General features: G+C 66.9%; 18 protein-coding genes and 1 tRNA gene. 11 read left to right on the top strand and 8 right to left on the bottom strand.

Annotated features, from left to right (window positions below; all coding sequences use genetic code 11):
- The first annotated feature begins 2 nt into the window (after nt 1–2).
- The gene (locus tag LGN17_RS11605; protein WP_226196859.1) at nt 3–1,112 is read left to right on the top strand and encodes a class II histone deacetylase; all 1,110 of its coding nucleotides are present in this window, start codon (nt 3–5) and stop codon (nt 1,110–1,112) included.
- A gap of 114 nt (nt 1,113–1,226) precedes the next feature.
- Nucleotides 1,227–1,457 (top strand): hypothetical protein, encoded by a 231-nt coding sequence (locus LGN17_RS11600; RefSeq protein WP_175955831.1) that lies wholly within the window; start codon nt 1,227–1,229, stop codon nt 1,455–1,457.
- 105 nt (nt 1,458–1,562) lie between these two features.
- Here LGN17_RS11600 and LGN17_RS11595 read toward each other — a convergent pair whose 3' ends face one another.
- Together LGN17_RS11595 and LGN17_RS11590 are read right to left on the bottom strand one after the other, a co-directional pair.
- Entirely contained in the window at nt 1,563–1,856 is a 294-nt protein-coding gene (locus tag LGN17_RS11595; RefSeq protein ID WP_226196857.1) for a hypothetical protein, read from the bottom strand.
- 194 nt (nt 1,857–2,050) lie between these two features.
- Nucleotides 2,051–2,137 (bottom strand) — tRNA-Leu (locus LGN17_RS11590).
- A 236-nt stretch (nt 2,138–2,373) separates the two neighbouring features.
- On the opposite strand from LGN17_RS11590, the gene hpnD reads away from it, so the two are divergent.
- Nucleotides 2,374–3,207 carry a presqualene diphosphate synthase HpnD gene (gene hpnD / locus LGN17_RS11585; protein ID WP_226196855.1) on the top strand — a complete coding sequence of 278 codons (834 nt, stop codon included), beginning with the start codon at nt 2,374–2,376 and terminating at the stop codon, nt 3,205–3,207.
- A 10-nt stretch (nt 3,208–3,217) separates the two neighbouring features.
- Here the strand turns inward: hpnD and LGN17_RS11580 are convergent, their stop codons facing one another.
- The 3 genes from LGN17_RS11580 to LGN17_RS11570 form a co-directional block, all read right to left on the bottom strand.
- Complete coding sequence (locus tag LGN17_RS11580; RefSeq protein ID WP_226196849.1) at nt 3,218–4,438, bottom strand: DUF1501 domain-containing protein; 1,221 nt, start codon at nt 4,436–4,438, stop codon at nt 3,218–3,220.
- A 67-nt stretch (nt 4,439–4,505) separates the two neighbouring features.
- Nucleotides 4,506–6,008, bottom strand: coding sequence for a DUF1800 domain-containing protein (locus LGN17_RS11575; protein WP_226196847.1), 1,503 nt, complete (start codon nt 6,006–6,008; stop codon nt 4,506–4,508).
- A 132-nt stretch (nt 6,009–6,140) separates the two neighbouring features.
- Nucleotides 6,141–6,419 (bottom strand): hypothetical protein, encoded by a 279-nt coding sequence (locus tag LGN17_RS11570; protein ID WP_175969566.1) that lies wholly within the window; start codon nt 6,417–6,419, stop codon nt 6,141–6,143.
- A gap of 258 nt (nt 6,420–6,677) precedes the next feature.
- Between LGN17_RS11570 and ompR the strand changes: the two genes are divergently transcribed.
- The 4 genes from ompR to LGN17_RS11550 all read left to right on the top strand — a co-directional run bounded on the left by ompR (nt 6,678) and on the right by LGN17_RS11550 (nt 10,155).
- A complete protein-coding gene (gene ompR / locus LGN17_RS11565) occupies nt 6,678–7,412 on the top strand; it encodes a two-component system response regulator OmpR (protein WP_006478565.1) in 735 nt (244 codons plus the stop codon).
- A gap of 40 nt (nt 7,413–7,452) precedes the next feature.
- Nucleotides 7,453–8,814: an ATP-binding protein gene (locus LGN17_RS11560; RefSeq protein ID WP_175955824.1), complete on the top strand. Its 1,362-nt coding sequence runs from the start codon at nt 7,453–7,455 to the stop codon at nt 8,812–8,814.
- 188 nt (nt 8,815–9,002) lie between these two features.
- A complete protein-coding gene (locus LGN17_RS11555) occupies nt 9,003–9,551 on the top strand; it encodes a peroxiredoxin (protein WP_175955823.1) in 549 nt (182 codons plus the stop codon).
- Between the two features lie 76 nt (nt 9,552–9,627).
- Nucleotides 9,628–10,155: a carboxymuconolactone decarboxylase family protein gene (locus tag LGN17_RS11550; RefSeq protein WP_011352388.1), complete on the top strand. Its 528-nt coding sequence runs from the start codon at nt 9,628–9,630 to the stop codon at nt 10,153–10,155.
- Nucleotides 10,156–10,301: 146 nt separating this feature from the next.
- On the opposite strand, the gene ispF is transcribed toward LGN17_RS11550, so the two are convergent.
- Entirely contained in the window at nt 10,302–10,787 is a 486-nt protein-coding gene (ispF, locus tag LGN17_RS11545; RefSeq protein WP_175955821.1) for a 2-C-methyl-D-erythritol 2,4-cyclodiphosphate synthase, read from the bottom strand.
- Between the two features lie 28 nt (nt 10,788–10,815).
- The gene (ispD, locus tag LGN17_RS11540; RefSeq protein ID WP_226196846.1) at nt 10,816–11,526 is read right to left on the bottom strand and encodes a 2-C-methyl-D-erythritol 4-phosphate cytidylyltransferase; all 711 of its coding nucleotides are present in this window, start codon (nt 11,524–11,526) and stop codon (nt 10,816–10,818) included.
- Nucleotides 11,527–11,633: 107 nt separating this feature from the next.
- Here ispD and mfd point away from each other — a divergent pair, with 107 nt between their 5' ends.
- The 4 genes from mfd to LGN17_RS11520 all read left to right on the top strand — a co-directional run bounded on the left by mfd (nt 11,634) and on the right by LGN17_RS11520 (nt 18,086).
- Nucleotides 11,634–15,104, top strand: a complete 3,471-nt coding sequence (gene mfd / locus LGN17_RS11535; RefSeq protein ID WP_226196844.1) for a transcription-repair coupling factor — start codon at nt 11,634–11,636, stop codon at nt 15,102–15,104.
- Nucleotides 15,105–15,209: 105 nt separating this feature from the next.
- Entirely contained in the window at nt 15,210–16,430 is a 1,221-nt protein-coding gene (gene argE, locus LGN17_RS11530; RefSeq protein ID WP_226196842.1) for an acetylornithine deacetylase, read from the top strand.
- Nucleotides 16,431–16,489: 59 nt separating this feature from the next.
- Nucleotides 16,490–17,509 (top strand): threonine/serine dehydratase, encoded by a 1,020-nt coding sequence (locus LGN17_RS11525; protein WP_175955813.1) that lies wholly within the window; start codon nt 16,490–16,492, stop codon nt 17,507–17,509.
- A gap of 145 nt (nt 17,510–17,654) precedes the next feature.
- On the top strand, nt 17,655–18,086 hold the full coding sequence (locus LGN17_RS11520) for a DUF3574 domain-containing protein (protein WP_226196841.1): 432 nt from the start codon (nt 17,655–17,657) through the stop codon (nt 18,084–18,086).
- An 84-nt stretch (nt 18,087–18,170) separates the two neighbouring features.
- On the opposite strand, the gene LGN17_RS11515 is transcribed toward LGN17_RS11520, so the two are convergent.
- Nucleotides 18,171–20,693, bottom strand: coding sequence for a penicillin-binding protein 1A (locus tag LGN17_RS11515; protein ID WP_226196840.1), 2,523 nt, complete (start codon nt 20,691–20,693; stop codon nt 18,171–18,173).
- Nucleotides 20,694–20,982 lie beyond the last annotated feature (289 nt).

Here is a 20,982-nt window from a genome sequence, read left to right as displayed (position 1 = left end):
CCATGAATCGCACTGCCTTCTTCACCGACGAACGCACTTTCTGGCATACCGGCGGCACGCATGCGCTGTTCTTCCCGGTCGGCGGCTGGGTCCAGCCGCCGTCGAGCGCAGGCTACGCGGAATCGCCCGATTCGAAGCGCCGTTTCCTGTCGCTGGTGCAGGCCTCGGGTCTGGCCGCTCAGCTCGACCTGCGCGGCGCCGAACCGGCCTCGACCGCCGACCTGCTGCGCATTCATCCCGCGCACTATCTCGACGCGTTCCGCGCACTCAGCGACGCAAACGGCGGCGACCTCGGCGATCTCGCGCCGTTCGGCAAGGGTAGCTACGAGATTGCTGCACTGTCGGCCGGCCTCGCGATCGCGGCTGTCGATACGGTCGTCGGCGACCGTGCGGCGAACGCGTTCTCGCTGTCGCGGCCGCCCGGCCACCACTGCCTGCGCGATCGCCCGATGGGCTTCTGCCTGCTGGCGAACATCCCGATCGCGATCGAGGCTGCCCGCGCGAAACACGGCATCGAGCGGGTCGCGGTGATCGACTGGGACGTGCATCACGGCAACGGCACGCAGTCGATCTACTACGACGATCCGGACACGCTGACGATCTCGCTGCACCAGGACCGCTGCTTCCCGCCCGGCTACAGCGGCGCGGACGATCGCGGCCAGGGCGCGGGCGTCGGCGCGAACCTGAACGTGCCGCTGCTCGCGGGCGGCGGCGACGATGCGTATCGCTACGCGTTCGAACGGATCGTGCTGCCGGCGCTGGAGCGTTTCCGGCCCGAGCTGATCGTGGTCGCCAGCGGCCTCGACGCCAGCGCAGTCGACCCGCTCGCGCGCATGCAACTGCATACCGACAGCTACCGGTTCATGACGCGCGCGGTGAAGGATGCCGCGCAACGCCATTGCGGCGGGCGGCTCGCGATCGTTCACGAAGGCGGCTATTCGGAAGCGTACGTGCCGTTCTGCGGGCTCGCGATCGCCGAGGAGCTGGCCGGCATTCGCACCGACGTCGCCGATCCGATGCTCGACCTCGCGATCGCGCAGCAGCCTGGCGAGCGGTTCGTCGCGTTCCAGCGCGAACTGCTCGATGAACTGGCGGTGTCGTTCGGGTTGTAGCACGCGCTGGTAGACGCGACGAGGGCCGGCCTGCGCCGGCCCTCTTGCGCGATCGGTGCGGATGGGGTTTCCTGTGCTTTTATCCCCGTTCCGGCCCGAAGCCGCACTCTTCCGATGAAACCGTCCCCGCGCGACAACAATGACGATGCCAAGACGCGCCGCCAGCCCTCGAAGCTGGTCCTGAACATCGCCGCCGTGACGGTCGGCCTCATCACGTTCGCGATCGGCGCGGCGTGGGTGATCTATAGCTGGGTGGTCGATCGCGAAGCGCAGTATTTCGCGATACCGCTGGTCTTCTCGGTGCCGGTGATCGTGGCGGTAGCGATCCGGAGTTTCTGGGAATAAGCGCGCCTGAAACGACGAAGCGCCGCGGGTCGGGCGACGCGCGGCGCTGGGTGTCGTGCTTGTTTCAGATGAGGCGGAGATCTCCGCGGTTCGCCTGAGGGCCGGTCACAGGCCCGGGCGCGGGCACGGATTGGAGACTGCGCCCTGATATCCGCCGGTGACGATGCCGAGCGCGGCACCGGCCAGCGACGTGCCGAGGGCTTTCAGTACGTTTTCCGTGGAGAACGTCTCGCCGCTCGTCATCACCCGCCCCGAGTACGCAGAGCACGCCGACGACGATGAAACCGTCTGCGCGGGCCTGGCACTCCATGCAATGTTCTCGGCAGGCGTATTGGCAAAAGCCGGCGCGACCAGCATCAGCGCCAGTACGGACATCGGAATGCGGACGGTGTTTTTCATCGGTGGTCTTCGGCGTAATTGCGTTTCTTATATGGGAAGTGAACACGACATTACACGCGGCACGAATTTTCGTGCACCGCTTGCCCAGGCTCGCGTGCCGGGAAAGGCGACGACATCAACGAAAAAAGCGCTGCGGTCAATCGACCGACAGCGCTTCTTGATGAACGGCCCCTGACGGAGGCGCGTTCGACTTCTGGTGCGTGAGGCCGGACTCGAACCGGCACACCCTTGCGGGCGTCAGGACCTAAACCTGGTGCGTCTACCAATTTCGCCACTCACGCGGATTTTCCGTCGCCTGACCACGCGGCACGCAAGATGCGTTTCCACGCGCCCGGGACACCGCGCCGGCCTGTAACCGACACGCCCGATCAGGCGAGCGCGAGATTCTACCCGATCCGCGCGGCGTTGTCTCGCCCTCGCCGACACCCGTCGTGCAGCGGTGCTAGAATGCCGCGCTCGACGTTTCGGCATCGCGCCGCCGCGCGTCCCCCGAACCCGCCCCCACCCGATTCCGCCCGTGAACTTCGACGACTACTGTCAGCAAAAGGCCGCCCCTGCGGGCTCCAGCGTCTACTACGCGCTGCGCCAGGCGCCGCTCGCCTCGCAGCCGCGCCTGACCGCGCTATTCGCGCTGCGTCGCGAACTCGAGGAAACGGTCAAGGAAACCAGCGACCCGACCATCGGGCACACGAAGCTCGCGTGGTGGCACAAGGAACTCGCGGCGCTGGCCGACGGGCAGCCGTCGCACCCGGTCACGAAGGCGCTCGCGCAGCATCATCCGGCGATCGCCGCCGAGGCCGACGCATTGCGCACGCTCGTCAACGGTTACGGGATGGATCTCGAACAGGCCCGCTACCTCGATTTCGCGAACCTGCAGCGCTATATCGCCCAGGTCGGCGGCACCTTCGCGTCGCTGGTCGCGCGCGCCAGCGCCGCGAACCCGGCCGACCCGCAACCGTGGGCCGCGGACGCCGGCCGCGCGCTGATGCTCGCGCAATTCGTGCAGGAACTCGGCAACGATGCGCGCCACGGCCGCATCTACCTGCCGATCGACGAACTGCAGCGCTACAACGTGACCGCGGCCGATCTGCTGAACCGTCGCTACAGCCCGGCCTTCACCGAATTGCTGCAATTCCAGACGGCCCGCGCGCGCGAAGCGCTGATGGCCGCCGAAGCAGCGATCCCCGCATCCGAACGCCGCGCGCAGCGCACGCTGCGTGCACAGATCGCCCTGGCCGGCTCATTGCTCGACGAAATCGAGCGCGACGGCTTCCAGGTACTGCACCAGCGCATCGCGCTGACGCCGATCCGCAAGCTGTGGGTCGCGTGGCGCACCGCGCGCCGACGCTGACCCGGGCGCCTCACGCCTTCAACAACGGCAACGTGTCGAAGCGCTGCTGCAGCACGCGCGTCGCATCGAGCCCCCACCACGGCCCGAGCACGGTCGCGTAGAGCTGGCGGAAATCGACCGCGACCGGCAGGTTGCCGTTGCCGTCGAGCCGCCCGAGCGCCGGCGGCGCACCATACAGCCCGCCGGCCACGCGCCCGCCCATCACGAAATGCGGCGCGGCCGTGCCGTGATCGGTGCCGTTGCTCTGGTTCTCCCGCACGCGCCGCCCGAATTCCGCATACGTCATCACGAGCGTCTGGTTCCAGCGGCCGAGTTCGATCAACGCGCCGCGCATCGCGCTCATCCCTTCCGCGAACTGCTTGAGCAGCGCGGCTTGCTGCCCCGGCTGGTTCTGGTGCGTATCGAAGCCGTTGAGCGTCAGGCGCAGCACCGCGACGCCGTCCTGCGCGCCGGGCCCGGACGTCTCGCACGCGGCCAGCACCTGCATCGCGGTCTTGACCGACGTGCCGAACGCGCCGGCCGGAAACGCCGTCCGGAATTCACGCATCCCGCCGCGCGGGCGCAGCCGGTCGGCCGCCTTCACGATGTCGTTCTCGACGTCGATGATGTGCGCGAGCGCGGGGTTCTGTTCACGCAGCGACGACGGCTCGGCAAGCCGGGCCGCACGAATGAACTGCGCGGGATTGACGAGCGCGATCGCACGTGCACCGTTCGAGAGCGGCCCCATCTCGGCGCTGCCGAGCACGACGCCGTCCGCCGCGAAACCGGGCGGCACGGGCGCCTGCGCAAACGTGCGCGTGAGCCAGCCTTCGTGCAGGTACTGGTCCGAACGCGACGCCGTATCCCAGATCTCGATCGAGCGGAAATGCGACAGGTTCGGCTGCGGATAGCCGACGCCCTGCACGACCGCGACCTGCCCGTCGCGCCACAGCGGCATCAGCGGCGCAAGCGACGGATGCAGCCCCGTGTGCGCGTCGAGTTGCAGCACCTGCTCGCGCTTGATGCCGATGCTGCGCCGGAACTGGTAATACAGCGGGTCCGCATACGGCACCACCGTGTTGAGGCCGTCGTTGCCGCCCTTCAGCTCGACGAGGATCAGCACGTTCGCATACCCGGCCGCCGGCTGGTGCGCCGCCTGCGCCACGGAAGCCGCCATCGCAGGCGCCTGCCACATCGACACGCCGGCCGCGGCCGCAGCGCCCGTCAGCGTCAGAAAATCACGTCGGTTCATCGCGCATCCTTTGGTTCGCCGCCCGGCACCTTTGCCACACCGGCTCCCCGCTTCATCGTCGTTCGAATCATTTCAGTTGATAGGCCGGATCCATCAGCAGCGCTTCGAGATACGCGCTGCCGGTGGAATCCGTGTCGATCGCCGCGACCGGCGACAACTGCAGCACCGCGTGCTGCAACTGAAGCTCGGTCGACAAACCCGCGGTTGCCTGCGGCCGTGCGCGATATTGTGCAAGCCAGCGTTCGAGGTCGAAACGCAGGCCGGCGCGTGCGGACTTGGCTGGCGCTCCACGCATGCCGGCTGCCGACGCCGTCTCGACCACCGGCATCGCATGCGCGCGGCCATTCGGCGGCGGCACCATCGGATGCGCCGGCGGGTGCATGCCGGCCGTCTCCGTCGCGCGGAACAGTTGCTCGACGAACTGCTTGCGCGCGAGCAGCGTGGTGCTGTTGATCCACAGCGCGCCGCCCGGCCAGCCCTTCACGTTCGGCGGGTAAAACAGGTTCTGCCCGAGCGTGCGCACGGTGTTCGCGAGCATCTGCGGATCGCCGTATGAAACGTCGAACAGCCGCACCGACCCGACGACGAATTCCGCCGGCGACTTGACGAGCACGCCGCGGTTGCGCGGATCCCAGAAGGCGTCGGTCGACCACAGCGCGGCGAGCGCCGCGCGAATGTCATAACCACTCGATCGAAACCGTTCGGCCACCGCGTCGAGCGCACCCGGGTCGGGCGTATCGGACACGAACTCGCGCCACAGCTTGGCGGCGATGAAGCGCGCGGTGCCCGGCCGCTTCAGCAGGATGTCGAGAAACCCGTCGCCGTCGAACGGCCCCGTTTCGCCGAGAATCGTCTTGTCGCCCGCATCGTGCCAATCCGGCCGCACCGCGAAGCGCAGCGTATCGGGATCGACCGTCCAGCCCGTCATCGCCCGCGCGGCTTCGGTCACGTCGTATTGCGTGTAATGCCCTTCGCCGAGCGTGAACAACTCCATCACCTCGCGCGCGAAATTCTCGTTCGGGCGCCCCTTGCGATTGCTCGCGCCGTCGAGATACTGCAGCATCGCCGGATCCTTCGCGACCGCGTGCAGCAGCGTGCCAAAGTTGCCGAGCGCCTCGCGGCGAAACAGCGCGTTCTGCGCGGCCATCGTCTGCGGGTATGGCACCTTGTCCTGCCCCGACGTGAAGTGCCCGTGCCAGAACAGCGTCATGCGCTCGGTCAGCGGCGACGGCGTGACGACCATCTCGTTGACCCATGCCGCGCGCAACGCATCGTACCGAACGTTGCGCTCGCGCTGCTCGTCGCGCCGCATGTCGGGGGTCAGCGCCTGGCGCTGCGCGCGCGTCGGCGGCAGCTCGGCGATCCAGTCGGGCCACGTCGTGACGGGGTCGAGGCGAACGTTGCCGAGCGTATCGGCCACGACCTGCGCGCGCGTCATGCCGACGACGCGCGCAACATCGGCGGGCGCGGGAGAGAAGCCGGTACGACTCAGGAAAAACAATGCATCGTCGGCGTCGAGCGGCGACTGCATGGCGGGCGACGGCGCCGGTGCGGCAGCGTTCGCTTTCATCGTCATGGACTCCCGGAGCGCACCGGCGGTGCGGATGCCGGTACAACGGCAATCGGCAGGCGAAAGTTGACGGGAAAATTGCTACGAATCTTTTCAGCGCGAAGGATTTCGCGCAGGGCGAAAGACAGCGCGTCAGCGCTTGTACAGCTCGCGAACGGCGTCCTCGATGTGCTGGCGCAAAAGGTGGCGCTCCTCGGGCGTCATGTGCCCGTCGCGGCGGCGCTGTTCGAGATCGGGAGGCACGGCGGAACGGGCCGTCATCTCGGCGGTACGATCGGCCTGCGGCGCCTTGCCGCGCGGCAGCTTGCGCGACGATGCGCCCTGCTCGGGGCGCTGCGCATACGCGAAGTTCGACGCATACGGACCGGCAAGCGCGATCGTCAGCATCAGTGCAATCCGGGCAGATCGCATGACCGTCCTCGCTTCTTTGGTCGATTTGTTCCCTTCGTCACGCGGCAACCGGTTACCTCTGGTACTTGAAAAACCCTGCGGAATTCGGGTGTGCAAAGATGAAAGATGGAGTGCAGGGGAGTATCTACCGAATTTCGGCTTCGAGTAAAGGAATCTCTATAGCCTGCCTTTACTCCGCGCGACACTACGGGTAAATTTTGTAACCGACTGTAACGCCCGAAAATACGCGGCCGTGCGTCAATTCCCATTCGCGATAAGATGCCGATCATGGAAACGAAAAACCCCTCCAAGATTCTCGTCGTCGACGACGACCCGCGCTTGCGCGATCTGCTGCGCCGCTATCTCGGCGAGCAGGGTTTCAATGTCTACGTCGCCGAAAACGCGACCGCAATGAACAAGCTCTGGGTCCGCGAGCGTTTCGACCTGCTCGTGCTCGACCTGATGCTCCCGGGCGAAGACGGCCTGTCGATCTGCCGCCGCCTGCGCGGCAGCAACGACCGCACGCCGATCATCATGCTCACCGCGAAGGGCGAGGATGTGGACCGCATCGTCGGCCTCGAGATGGGCGCCGACGATTACCTGCCGAAACCGTTCAACCCGCGCGAACTCGTTGCGCGCATTCATGCGGTGCTGCGTCGCCAGGCGCCGGCCGAACTGCCGGGCGCCCCGTCGGAAACCACCGAGGTGTTCGAGTTCGGCGAGTTCTCGCTGAACCTCGCCACGCGCACGCTGACGAAGTCCGGCCAGGAAATTCCGCTCACCACCGGCGAATTCTCGGTGCTGAAGGTGTTCGCGCGTCATCCGCGCCAGCCGCTGTCGCGGGAGAAGCTGATGGAACTCGCGCGCGGCCGTGAATACGAAGTGTTCGACCGCAGCCTCGACGTGCAGATTTCGCGCCTGCGCAAGCTGATCGAACCGGATCCGGGCAGCCCGCGTTTCATCCAGACCGTCTGGGGCCTCGGCTACGTGTTCATCCCGGACGGCGCCGCCTGACCTTTCTCCTTCCCGGTTTCGCCCGCCCACGGCCCGTCCCATGCGTATCGACCGGCGCCTCCTGCAGCTCGCGTTCGGCGGGCTGTTCTGGCGCACCTTCCTGCTGATCGCGCTGCTGATCTCGGTCAGTCTCGCCGCGTGGTTCCAGAGCTTTCGCGTGATCGAACGTGAGCCGCGGGCGCAGCGCGTCGCGCTGCAGCTCGTCGCGGTCGTGAAGCTCACGCGCACCGCCCTGCTCTATTCCGATCCCGATCTGCGGCGCGCGCTGCTGCAGGATCTCGAGAGCAACGAGGGCGTGCGCGTTTACCCGCGCGAGAAGACCGACAAGTTCAAGCTGCAGCCCGACGAATCGCTGAACCGCCTGATCGAACACGACATCCGCAGCCGCCTCGGCGACGATACCGTGATCGCTCAGTCGGTCAACGACATTCCCGGTGTGTGGATCAGCTTCAAGATCGACGACGACGATTACTGGGTCGCGCTCGACCGCGACCAGCTCGACAACGTCACGGGCTTGCAGTGGGCCGGCTGGGGCCTGTTCGCGCTCGCGTTGTCGCTGTTCGGCTCCGCGTTCATCACGAGCCTCGTGAACCGGCCGTTCTCGCGGCTCGCGCTCGCCGCGCGCCAGATCGGCTCGGGCCAGAGGCCCGAACTGCTGCCCGAGCGCGGGATGGGCGTCGCAGCCGACACCAACCGCAGCTTCAACCAGATGGTGCGCGACCTCGAGCAGCTCGAGGCCGATCGCGCGCTGATGCTCGCGGGCATCTCGCACGACCTGCGCACGCCGCTCGCGCGGCTGCGGCTCGAAACCGAGATGAGCCCGTCCGATCAGGCGACCAAGGACGCGATGGTCGACGACATCGAACAGATGGACCGCATCATCGCGGCCTTCATCGACTATGCGCGCCCGTCGCAACGCAAGCCGGAACCCGTCGACCTGTCGTCGATCGCGCAGGAAGTCGCCGCGCGCGTAGCAGGCGAGGATGGCGTCGAGATCCGCACGCGGCTCGCGCCGAGCGCGGTGATCGAAGCCGACGAGACCGACATGCGCCGCGTGATCGGCAACCTCGTCGAGAACGCGCGCAAGTACGGCCAGAGCAAGCAGGACGGCGTGTCGCACATCACGCTCGAGACACGCGTGTCGCACGCCCGCGTCGAGCTGTCGGTGAGCGACGAAGGCCCCGGCATCCCCGAGGATCAACTGCCGCTCGTGATGCGGCCGTTCTACCGCGTCGACACCGCCCGCACCAAGGCGGACGGCACGGGCCTCGGGATGGCGATCGTGCTGCGCCTCGTCGGCCGCTACCGCGGCGCGCTGCGCCTGCGCAACCGCAACCCCGAAGCAGGCCTCGAAGTCACGCTCGAATTCCCCGGCGCCGGCAAGGCGCGTGCGACTGCGTGACGCGCTCGCGCACGCTTCTTGCGCTGCACACTATCGATCCGGTTGAAAAAAACTATGAAGATCGTTAGCTAAAATCTATTGAAGCGCCTTACTAATAGTGTTATAGTTTGCCCAGGCTGTCACATCATCGTTGCAGCACCGAGGTAGCTTGACTCAGTCTTCTTCCCAACTCATACAGGAGTATCCGCATGAAAACCGTGGGCGATAAACTCGAAGCTTTCACCGTCGTAGCCGCGAAGCCGGGCTTCAACCATCACGAAGAAAACGGGCAGTCGGCATTCGAGACCGTCACCGAAGCATCGTTCCCGGGCAAGTGGAAGATCATCTACTTCTATCCGAAGGATTTCACGTTCGTGTGCCCGACGGAAATCGTCGAGTTCGCGAAGCTCACGAAGCAGTTCGAAGAGCGCGATGCCATCCTGCTGGGCGGCAGCTCGGACAACGAATTCGTCAAGCTCGCATGGCGCCGTGAGCACAAGGACCTCGACAAGCTGAACCACTACTCGTTCGGCGACGTCAAGGGCGAGCTGATCGACCAGCTCGGCGTGCGCGACAAGGAAGCCGGCGTGGCGCTGCGTGCAACGTTCATCGTCGATCCGGACAACACGATCCAGCACGTTTCGGTAAACAACCTGAACGTCGGCCGCAGCCCGGAAGAAGTCCTGCGGATTCTGGACGGCCTGCAAACGGACGAACTGTGCCCGTGCAACCGTGCAGTCGGCGGCGCAACGCTGTAAGCGCATCGATGCACGAAGCCCGCGGCGCACGTCCTGCCTGCGGGCTTTTTTAACGGCCAACCCATAGGAGATATCAATGGAATTCATCGACTCGATTAAGGCACGTATTCCCGACTACGCGAAGGACATTCGCCTGAACCTCGACGGCACGATCTCGCGCTCGTCGCTCGAAGGCACCGACGCGGTCGGCGTCGCGCTGGCGGCGGCAATCGCGGCGAAGAGCACGGTGCTCATCAAGACGATCCGCGAAGCCGGCGTCCTGTCGCCCGAAGAGACGAACGCCGTGCTGACGGCAGCCGCGCTGATGGGGATGAACAACACCTGGTATCCGTATGTCGAGATGGCCGACGATGCCGACCTGAAGACGCAACGCGCCGAGCTGCGGATGGGTGCGTATGCCACGCACGGTGGCGTCGACAAGCGCAAGTTCGAGATGTACGCGCTCGCCGCGTCGATCGTCGGCAAGTGCCACTTCTGCGTGAAGTCGCACTATGCGCTGCTGAAGAACGAGCAAGGGATGACCGTCACGCAGCTGCGCGACGTCGGCCGCATCGCGTCGGTGATCAACGCCGCCGCGCAGGTGATCGCCGCCGAAGGCGAGTAAACGGCTGCTCGAGCGGTCTCGCCGCGCGACCGGCAGCCATACCGGCGCGGCCGTCGCTCCAAACGAAAATGCCACGCACCAGCGTGGCATTTTTCATTTCCGCAGCACGGCGCGCGGAGCGAACCGCGCGCCGCAACCGCCGGGCGTCAGCCGCCCTGCCTGACCAGCAGCGCGGCGGCCTGCGCCTCGATGCCCTCGCCGCGGCCGAGATAGCCGAGCTTCTCGTTGGTTTTCGCCTTCACGTTCACGCGGTCGAGCGGCAGCCCGAGATCGGCCGCGATGTTCGCGCGCATGCCGTCGATATGCGGCGCAAGCTTCGGCGCCTGTGCGATCACGGTGCTGTCGACGTTCTGGATCGCGAAGCCGGCCGCTTTGACGCGGGCCACGCACTCGCGCAGCAGCACGCGGCTGTCGGCGCCCTTGAACGCTGCGTCCGTGTCGGAGAAATGGCGGCCGATGTCGCCGAGCGCCGCCGCGCCGAACAGCGCGTCGGTGATCGCGTGCAGCAGCACGTCCGCGTCCGAGTGGCCGAGCAGGCCGCGTTCGTAAGGAATCGTCACGCCGCCGATGATGAGGGGGCGCCCCGGGACGAGCTGGTGCACGTCGTAGCCTTGTCCGATTCTGAAATCCATGCGTGTTCCGATTGAGATGGGGTGAAAGTCAGGAAGCGTGCGCGGGGCGCGCGAGGATCGCTTCCGCAAGCGCGAAATCTTCCGGGTACGTGACCTTGAAGTTGCGCAGGCTGCCCTGCACGACGCGCGGCGTATGGCCGGCCCATTCGATCGCGCTCGCTTCGTCGGTCAGGTCGTGCCCTTCGCGCTGCGCGCGCAGGATCGCGTCGCGCAGCATGCCGATGCGGAACATCTGCGGCGTCTGCGCCTGCCACAGCGCGTCGCGCGACTCGGTGCGCGCGATCGCGTCGCCGCCGGCCGGCACGCGCTTGAGCGTATCGGCCACCGGCAGCGCGACGATGCCGCCGACCGGATCGTCCTTCAGCGTCGCGACGAGCGTGCGAATCAGCTCCGGCGTGATGCCCGGACGCGCGGCATCGTGCACGAGCACCCAGTCGCGGTCGGTCGCGCCGAATTCGGTCAGCTCGAGCAGCCCGTTCAGCACCGACGCCTGGCGCGAGCCGCCGCCGCAGCGGCGCACCGCGAAGCGCAGGCCGGCGAAGCGGCGCGCGTCGAAATGGGAATCGTCGGGCGCGAGGACGACGAGCGTCTGCGCGAATTCGCTGCACGCATCGAACGCGGCGAGCGTGTAATGCAGCAGCGCGCGGCCGGCCAGCGTGCGATATTGCTTCGGCACGGCCGAACCGGAACGGCTGCCCGTGCCGGCACAGGGAATCAGGGCGAAAAGTCGGGGAGTCACGAAAGGAAACGCCGGAAAGATGAAATCGAGAAGCGGATTTTATAATAGGTCTTTCGTCTCGACCGGCGCACCGCGATGCGCCCGTGCACGCCACCCCTGCCGTCCCTATGCCAGATAACGCTTCCACCCCGTCCGCCTCGCCCGTTGCCCGCGTCAAACCCGGCCAGCGCTTTGCCTTCGACGGCGCGCACGGTTCCGCCGACGCGCTCGCCATCGCCCGTTATCTTGCCGACAACCGCCAGGACGTGCCGCTCCTCGCGGTGATCTGTGCGAACGCGGTCGACGCGCAGCGGCTCTCGCAGGAAATCCGCTACTTCTCGCCCGATGCGCGCGTGCGCCTGCTGCCGGACTGGGAAACGCTGCCGTACGACACGTTCTCGCCGCACCAGGACCTCGTGTCCGAGCGGCTCGCGACGCTGCACGACCTCGGCGAAGGCCGCTGCGACATCCTGCTCGTGCCCGCGACCACCGCGCTGTACCGGATGCCGCCCGCGTCGTTCATGGCCGCGTACACGTTCGCGTTCGCGCAGGGCGAACGGCTCGACGAGGCGAAGCTGAAGGCGCAGCTCACGCTGGCCGGCTACGAGCACGTGAGCCAGGTCGTGCGGCCCGGCGAATACTGCGTGCGCGGCTCGCTGATCGACCTGTACCCGATGGGTTCGCCGCTGCCGTACCGGATCGACCTGTTCGACGACCAGGTCGACTCGATCCGCGCGTTCGACCCCGACACGCAGCGCAGCCTCTACCCGGTGCGCGACGTGCGCCTGTTGCCCGGCCGCGAGTTTCCGTTCGACGAAGCCGCGCGCACGGCCTTCCGCAGCCGCTGGCGCGAGACCTTCGAAGGCGACCCGAGCCGTGCGCCGATCTACAAGGACATCGGCAACGGCGTGCCGTCGGCCGGCATCGAGTATTACCTGCCGCTGTTCTTCGACGAGACGGCCACGCTGTTCCACTACCTGCCGCAGGACGCGCACCTCGTGTTCACGGGCGATCTCGAGGCTTCGATCCGCCGCTTCACGGCCGATACGAAGCAGCGCCACGCGTTCCTGTCGCACGATCGCGAGCGGCCGATCCTCGAGCCGCAGCGCCTGTTCCTGTCCGATGAGGATTTCTTCGCGTTCGCGAAACCGTTCGCACGCGTCGTGCTGCCCGCGCAACCGGCCGGCGGCTGGGCAACGGCGCTGCCCGAGCTCACCGTCGACCGGCATTCCGACGATCCGCTCGCGTCGCTGCGCACGTTCGTCGAATCGTCAGGCAAGCGCGTGCTGCTGACCGTCGAATCGGCCGGCCGCCGCGAGACGATCCTGCAACTGCTCGCCGAGCATCACCTGCGCCCCGCGTCGAACGACCACTTCGCGGGCTGGCTCGCGAGCGCCGAACGCTTCGCGCTCGGCGTCGCGCCGCTGTCGAGCGGCTTCGCGGTGCCGGGCGAAGGTTATGCGATCGTCACCGAAACCGAGCTGTACGGCGCGCTCGGCCGCCGCGCGGGCCGCCGCCGGCAGGAACAGGCCAGCAACGTCGACGCGATGGTGCGCGACCTGTCGGAGCTGAAGGTCGGCGACCCGGTCGTCCACGCGCAGCACGGCATCGGCCGCTACATGGGCCTCGTGTCGATGGATCTCGGCGAAGGCGAGACCGAATTCCTGCATCTCGAATACTCGGGCGACAGCAAGCTCTACGTGCCCGTCGCGCAATTGCACGTGATCTCGCGCTACAGCGGCGCCGATCCCGACAGCGCGCCGCTGCACGCGCTCGGCTCCGGCCAGTGGGAGCGCGCGAAGCGCAAGGCCGCGCAGCAGATCCGCGACACGGCCGCCGAGCTGCTGAACCTGTACGCGCGCCGCGCGGCCCGCGAAGGCCACGCGTTCTCGCTCGATCCGCGCGACTACGTGAAGTTCGCCGAAAGCTTCGGTTTCGAGGAAACCCCCGACCAGGCTGCCGCCATCGCGGCCGTGATCGGCGACATGACGAGCGGCAAGCCGATGGACCGCCTCGTATGCGGCGACGTCGGCTTCGGCAAGACCGAGGTCGCGCTGCGCGCGGCGTTCATCGCGGTGCTGGGCGGCAAGCAGGTCGCGCTGCTGTCGCCGACCACGCTGCTCGCCGAACAGCACACGCAGACCTTCGTCGATCGCTTCGCGGACTGGCCGGTGCGGATCGTCGAGCTGTCGCGCTTCAAGACCGCGAAGGAGGTCAACGCGGCGATCGCGCAGATCAACGAAGGCAGCGTCGACATCGTGATCGGCACGCACAAGCTGCTGTCGTCGGACGTGCAGTTCAAGCGCCTCGGCCTCGTGATCATCGACGAGGAACACCGCTTCGGCGTGCGCCAGAAGGAAGCGCTGAAGGCGCTGCGCGCGGAAGTCGACGTGCTGACGCTCACCGCGACGCCGATCCCGCGCACGCTCGGGATGGCGCTCGAAGGGCTGCGCGATTTCTCGGTCATTGCAACCGCGCCGCAGAAGCGGCTCGCGATCAAGACCTTCGTGCGTCGCGAGGAAGAAAGCGTGATCCGCGAGGCAATGCTGCGCGAACTGAAGCGCGGCGGCCAGGTGTACTTCCTGCACAACGAAGTCGAGACGATCGAGAACCGCAAGGCGATGCTCGAGGCGCTCGTGCCCGAAGCGCGCATCGTGATCGCGCACGGCCAGATGCATGAGCGCGAGCTCGAACGGGTGATGCGCGATTTCGTCGCGCAGCGCGCGAACGTGCTGCTGTGCACGACCATCATCGAGACCGGCATCGACGTGCCGAGCGCGAACACGATCATCATGCACCGCGCGGACAAGTTCGGCCTCGCGCAGCTTCACCAGCTGCGCGGCCGCGTCGGCCGCTCGCATCACCAGGCATATGCGTACCTGCTGGTCCACGATCCGCAGGCGCTGACCAAGCAGGCACAGCGCCGGCTCGAAGCGATCCAGCAGATGGAGGAACTCGGTTCGGGCTTCTATCTCGCGATGCACGACCTCGAGATCCGCGGTACCGGCGAAGTGCTCGGCGACAAGCAGTCGGGGGAAATTCACGAGATCGGCTTCCAGCTCTATACGGACATGCTGAACGACGCGGTGAAGGCGCTGAAGAACGGCAAGGAGCCCGACCTCACCGCCCCGCTCGCCGCGACGACGGAAATCAACCTGCACGCGCCGGCGATCCTGCCGGCCGACTACTGCGCGGACGTGCAGGAGCGGCTGTCGCTGTACAAGCGTCTCGCGAACTGCGAGCACGGCGACGCGATCGACGGCATCCAGGAAGAGCTGATCGACCGCTTCGGCAAGCTGCCGCCGCAGGCGCACGCGCTCGTCGAGACCCATCGGCTGCGGATCGCCGCGAAGCCGCTCGGCATCGTGAAGATCGATGCAAGCGAGGTTGCGATCGGGCTGCAGTTCGAGCCGAATCCGCCGATCGATCCGATGCGGATCATCGAGATGGTGCAGAAGCATCGGCACATCAAGCTCGCGGGCCAGGACAAGCTGCGCATCGAGACGCGCTCGCCCGACCTCGCGATCCGCGTGTCGACGATCAAGGAAACGCTGCGCGCGCTCGCGCCGAAGCAGGGAGCGGCGGCCGCGGTGCGCTGACGCGATACTGACGGGTGCGGCGTTGCTGCACCGCACTGCGCCCGGCGCGGGCGGGCCGACGCGTTTTTGAGTATGATTTTCCCATTCATCAGCCGGAGTTTTGCCATGTCCACTCTCGACGCGACGGCGCCGTCCGCCGCCGCCCCAGGCGACACGTCCCTCGTCAGCCTGCCCTGGATCAAGCGACTGGTGTCGATGGACACGACGAGCCGCGTGCCGAACCTCGGCCTGATCGAAACGGTGCGCGACGCGCTCGCGGCGAAGGGTATTGCGTCGACGATCACGCACGATCCGCGCGAAGGCTGGGCAAACCTGTTCGCAACCGTGCCCGCGCACGACGGCTCGACGAACGGCGGCATCGTGCTGTCGGGGCATACCGACGTCGTACCGGTCGACGGCCAGCAATGGGACAGCAACCCGTTCGCGCCGGAAATCCGCGACGGCCGCCTGTATGGCCGCGGCACCTGCGACATGAAGGGCTTCATCGGCGCCGCGCTCGCGCTGCTGCCCGAGATGCAGGCGACCAGGCTCGCGAAGCCGATCCATTTCGCGCTGTCCTACGACGAGGAAATCGGTTGCGCAGGCGCGCCGCTGATGATCGCCGACCTCGTCAAGCGCGGCGTGCAACCGTCCGGCTGCATCGTCGGCGAGCCGACCAGCATGCGGCCGATCATCGCGCACAAGGGCATCAACGCGTACCGCTGCTGCGTGCGCGGCCACGCGGCGCATTCGTCGCTGACGCCGAAGGGGCTGAACGCGATCGAGTACGCGGCGCGCCTCATCTGCCATATCCGCGACCTCGCCGAGCGCTTCCGCGCCGAAGGCCCGTTCGACGAACTGTACGACGTGCCGTTCACGACCGCGCAGACAAGCACGATCCAGGGCGGCAACGCGATCAACACGGTGCCGGCCGAATGCCGGTTCGACTTCGAGTTCCGCAACCTGCCGACGCTCGATCCCGAGCAGATCTTCACGCGCATCGAAGCGTATGCGCGGGAAACGCTGCTGCCGCAGATGCTGCGCGAGCATCCGAATGCCGCGATCGAGTTCTCGAAGATCGCCGCGGCGCCCGGCCTCGACGCCACCGAACAGGCCGCGATCACGCAGCTCGTACGCGCGCTGACGGCCGACCAGGACAAGCGCAAGGTCGCGTACGGCACCGAGGCCGGCCTGTTCGAACGCGCGGGCATCCCGAGCGTCGTGTGCGGGCCCGGCAACATCGAGCAGGCGCACAAGCCGAACGAATATGTCGAGCTCGCGCAGCTCGCCGGCTGCGAGCAGTTCCTGCGCAAGTTCATCCGCAGCATGTCGGTCGACGCACACTGACTGCCCCCGCCACGCCGGCCCGCGTGTGCGGGCCGGCCCACTCCGCCACCCGCCACGTCATGTCGACTGAACAACAGGGCAACGCCCATACGACGATCGACGGCGAGCCGATCCCGACGCTCGACGACATCGCCGCGCAGCATTTCGCACTGTCGCCGTGGGTCGCGCGCACGCCCGTGTTCGAACGCGCCGACCTGCCGTCCCTCGAGGGCACGCACGTCAACTTCAAGTTCGAGTTGCTGCAGGTCAGCGGCAGCTTCAAGGCGCGCGGCGCATTCACGCACTTGCTCGCACTCGACGAGGCGCGCAAGAACGCCGGCGTCACCTGCGTATCGGCCGGCAATCACGCGGCGGCCGTCGCGTATGCGGCGATGCGGCTCGGCAGCAGCGCCAAGGTCGTGATGTTCCATACCGCGAGCCCGTCGCGCATCGCGCAGTGCAAGCAGTACCGCGCGGAAGTCGTGCTGGCCGGCAGCGCGTCGCAGGCGTTCGATCTCGTCCGGCGGATCGAGGCCGAGGAAGGCCGCTTCTTCATCCATCCGTTCAACGGCTATCACACGATCCTCGGCACCGCGACGCTCGGTTACGAATGGGCGACCCAGACGCCCGACCTCGACGCGGTGATCGTGCCGATCGGCGGCGGCGGGCTCGCGGCCGGCATGGCGACCGCGCTGCGGCTCGCGAATCCGCGCGTGCACGTGTACGGCGTCGAGCCGGAACGCGCCGACGCGATGAGCCGCAGCTTCGCGGCGAATCACACGATCAAGATGAGCGCGATGCAGACGATCGCCGATTCGCTGATGGCGCCGCATACCGAGGAATACAGCTACCAGCTGTGCCGGCGCCACGTCGACCGCATCGTCACCGTCTCCGACGACGCGCTGCGTGCCGCGATGCTGTTCCTGTTCTCGCAACTGAAACTGTCGGTCGAACCGGCGTGCGCGGCCGCACTGGCCGCACTGCTCGGCCCGCTGCGCGAAACGCTTCAAGGAAAGCGCGTCGGCGTGCTGCTGTCAGGCACCAATACCGACCCCGGGACGCTCGGCATGCACCTCGCGCACGCGAAACTGCAGCACTGACCCCACGTCGGGCACGCGTGGACAAACCTAGGGTTATCCCCAGATTATGTTGACAGCCCTGTTGATAACCCGCCGGACAAGCACGCAAGTGGTTGAGCGCGCAGCGTTTTGCACACGCGAAGGTCGATCGTCACGAAATGGGCAAATGCAGCCGCTGGCCGTATGCGCAATGGTGATCGCGCTGCTCGCCGGTTGCGCGGCACCGCCCTCGCCCGTCGTCGGCGCGCCGTCGGCCTGCACGCAGCCGGGCGGGAACCCCATGCTGCTGGCCGACCTGCTGTTCGGGCGAGACATCGCGGGGCGCGGCCCCGTCACCGATGCCGAACGCGCGGCATTCCTCGCCGACACGGTCACACCGAGGTTCCCCGACGGCCTCACCTACTGGGACACGCACGGCCAGTGGCGCGACCGGGCCAGCGGTACGATCACACGCGAAGACAGCTTCGTGATCCGTATCATCGCCGACGATACGCCCGACACGCGTGCACGGCTCACCGCGATCCGGCAAGCGTACATACAGCGATTCCATCAGCAATCGGTCGGCATCACGCTCGTACCGGCCTGCGCGTCGTTCTGATTTCCCTTCTTCCTACCGACACTTCGCGCAAAAAAAACGGGCGCCCGAAGGCGCCCGTCGCGTGCCGGCACGGCGGCATGCCGCTTACTTGTTCTCGAACATATCCATGATCTGCTGCTTCTCCTGCGGCGTGACGGGCGGCGGCGCAAGCCCCGCCGCACCGGCCGAGCCGAGTGCGTCGTTCGCGCTGATCGAGTTTTCAGCCGGGTTGATGTCGACGTTCGCGACGAAGCCGTTGCCCGGCGTGCGATCGGCGTAGTACAGCTCGCCGTCGATCGAGGTCAGGCCGTCCGGCATCGGCATCTGCTGCTCGGGCACGCCGTTCAGCGCGGTGCGCATGTAATTCACCCAGATCGGCAACGCGAGCTGCGCGCCGAATTCGCGGCTGCCCAGGCTCTTCGGCTGGTCGAAGCCCATCCACGCGACCGCGACGAGCGACTGCTGGTAGCCGGCGAACCAGCCGTCCTTCGCGTCGTTCGTCGTACCGGTCTTGCCCTGCAGGTCGCTGCGGCCCAGTACGTTGGTGCCCGCGCCCGTGCCGGCCGTCGCGACCGAATGCAGCAGGCTGTTCATCACGTACGCGTTGCGGCCTTCGATCGTGCGCGGCGCCGTGCTGCCCGCGAGCACCGGCTGCGACTTCTGCAGCGGCTGGCCGCGTGCGTCGTCGACCTCGGCGATCAGGTACGGATCGACCTTGTAGCCGCCGTTCGCGAACACCGCATAGCCGGTCGCGAGTTGCAGCGGCGTCACGAGGCCCGCGCCGAGCGCCATCGGCAGGTAAGGCGGCGTCTTCGCGGGATCGAAGCCGAAGCGCTGCGTCACGTACTGCTGCGCATACTGCGTGCCGATCGACGCGAGGATCCGGATCGACACGAGGTTCTTCGAACGCTGCAGGCCGGTGCGCATCGTCATCGGGCCGTCCGGCTGGTCGTCGTCCTTCGGCTCCCATGCGGTGCCGCCCGGCACGCTCGGCGGGAAGTACAGCGGCGCGTCGTTGATCATCGTCGCCGGCCCCATGCCCTTGTCGAGCGAGGCCGAGTAGATGAACGGCTTGAACGACGAGCCCGGCTGCCGCCATGCTTGCGTCACGTGGTTGAACTTGCTCTTGTTGAAATCGAAGCCGCCGACGAGCGAGCGGATCGCGCCATCCTGCGGCGCGATCGCGACGAGCGCGCCTTCGACCTGCGGCAGCTGCACGACCTGCCAGCCCGTCTTGCCGTCCTTCAGCACGCGCACGACCGAACCCGGCTTGATGCGCAGCGTGTCGTTCGCGCGGGGGCCGAGCGCGGCCGCCACGAAGCGCAGCCCGGCCGGACCGATCGTCGTGGTCGCGCCGCCGACGAACTGCACCTCGACCGCGTTCGGCGACGCCGACAGCACCACCGCAGACTGCAGGTCGCCGTTGTCCGGGTGATCGGCGAGCGCGTCGTCGATCGCCTCGTCGCGGTCGTCGCCGGCCGCGGGCAGCTTGATCGACGCTTCCGGCCCGCGATAGCCGTGGCGGCGCTCGTAGTCGAGAATGCCGCGACGCACGGCCTGGTACGCGGCTTCCTGGTCGGACGAGTTGATCGTCGTCGTGACGGTCAGCCCGCGCGTATAGGTTTCGTCCTTGTACTGCTGGTACATCATCTGCCGCACCATCTCGGCAACGTACTCGCCGTGCACCGCGTACTGGTTGCCCGGCGTACGCACGTGGATCTCTTCCTTCACGGCCGCGTCGTACTGCGGCTGCGTGATGTAGCCGACCTCGAGCATGCGCTTCAGGATGTATTCCTGGCGCACCTTCGCGCGCTTCGGATTGACGACCGGGTTATACGCGGACGGCGCCTTCGGCAGCCCCGCGAGCATCGCCGCTTCCGCGAGCGTGATGTCCTTCAGGTCCTTGCCGAAATAGACGCGCGCGGCGGCCGCGAAGCCGTACGAGCGCTGGCCGAGATAGATCTGGTTCATGTACAGCTCGAGGATCTGGTCCTTCGTCAGGGCCCTCTCGATCTTGTACGCGAGCAGCATTTCGTAAATCTTGCGCGTATAGGTCTTCTCGCTCGACAGGAAGAAGTTGCGCGCGACCTGCATCGTGATCGTGCTCGCACCCTGGCGCGCGCCGCCGTGCATCAGGTCGGCGACGCCCGCGCGAAGGATGCCGACGAAGTCGACGCCGCCGTGTTCGTAGAAGCGGTAGTCCTCGATCGCGAGCACGGCCTTCTTCATCACGTCCGGAATGTCCTGGAAGCGCACGAGGCTGCGGCGCTCCTCGCCGAACTCGCCGATCAGCACATGATCGGCCGTGAACACGCGCAGCGGCACCTTCGGCTGGTAGTTGGTCAGCGCGTCGAGCGACGGCAGCTGCGGCGCCATCACGACCAGCGCGTAGCCGACGATCAGCGCGCCGACGATCGCCAGCGTCGCGAACAGGCCGGCGAACCACAGCACGACGCGCGAGCCGAACGAGCGACGGTGCCCGCCGCCGCTGCGCTGGGTGCGGCGGTCGTCGTTGCGATGGTCGCGATCGTCGTCATCGGGGTAATAGGCTCCGGACGGCGAACGGCGCAGCGTGTAGTGGGGTTCGTTCCTGTCGGAAGAAGAAGGCGGTCGTTTGATAATTGGCATGTCGGAATGGCGGGTGTACGTGGCACCCTCGGACGCATGCGGAAATGCAGGCGAATGAATCAGAGCGGATACGGCGTGATACGGCTGTCACGTCGACAGACCCCGCCGCGCGGCAATCCGTTCCCGCGACGTGACAGCGCATTTTAATGAAATCGACCGGGTGCCTTCGCGATTTTTTGTAAAAATTCCCGCAATGCCGTGATTTGAGGAACGTATTGTCGGCATCCTCTGCCTATCATGGACACGCAATATGGCGCGCACGGCCGATATTCTTTCAACCGCGAAAGGT

Origin of the sequence: Burkholderia sp. AU30280 (assembly GCF_020420125.1) — a bacterium.
Taxonomy (GTDB): domain Bacteria; phylum Pseudomonadota; class Gammaproteobacteria; order Burkholderiales; family Burkholderiaceae; genus Burkholderia.
Note: the sequence above shows the minus strand (reverse complement) of the source record. Positions and strands in the feature narration are given on the sequence as shown.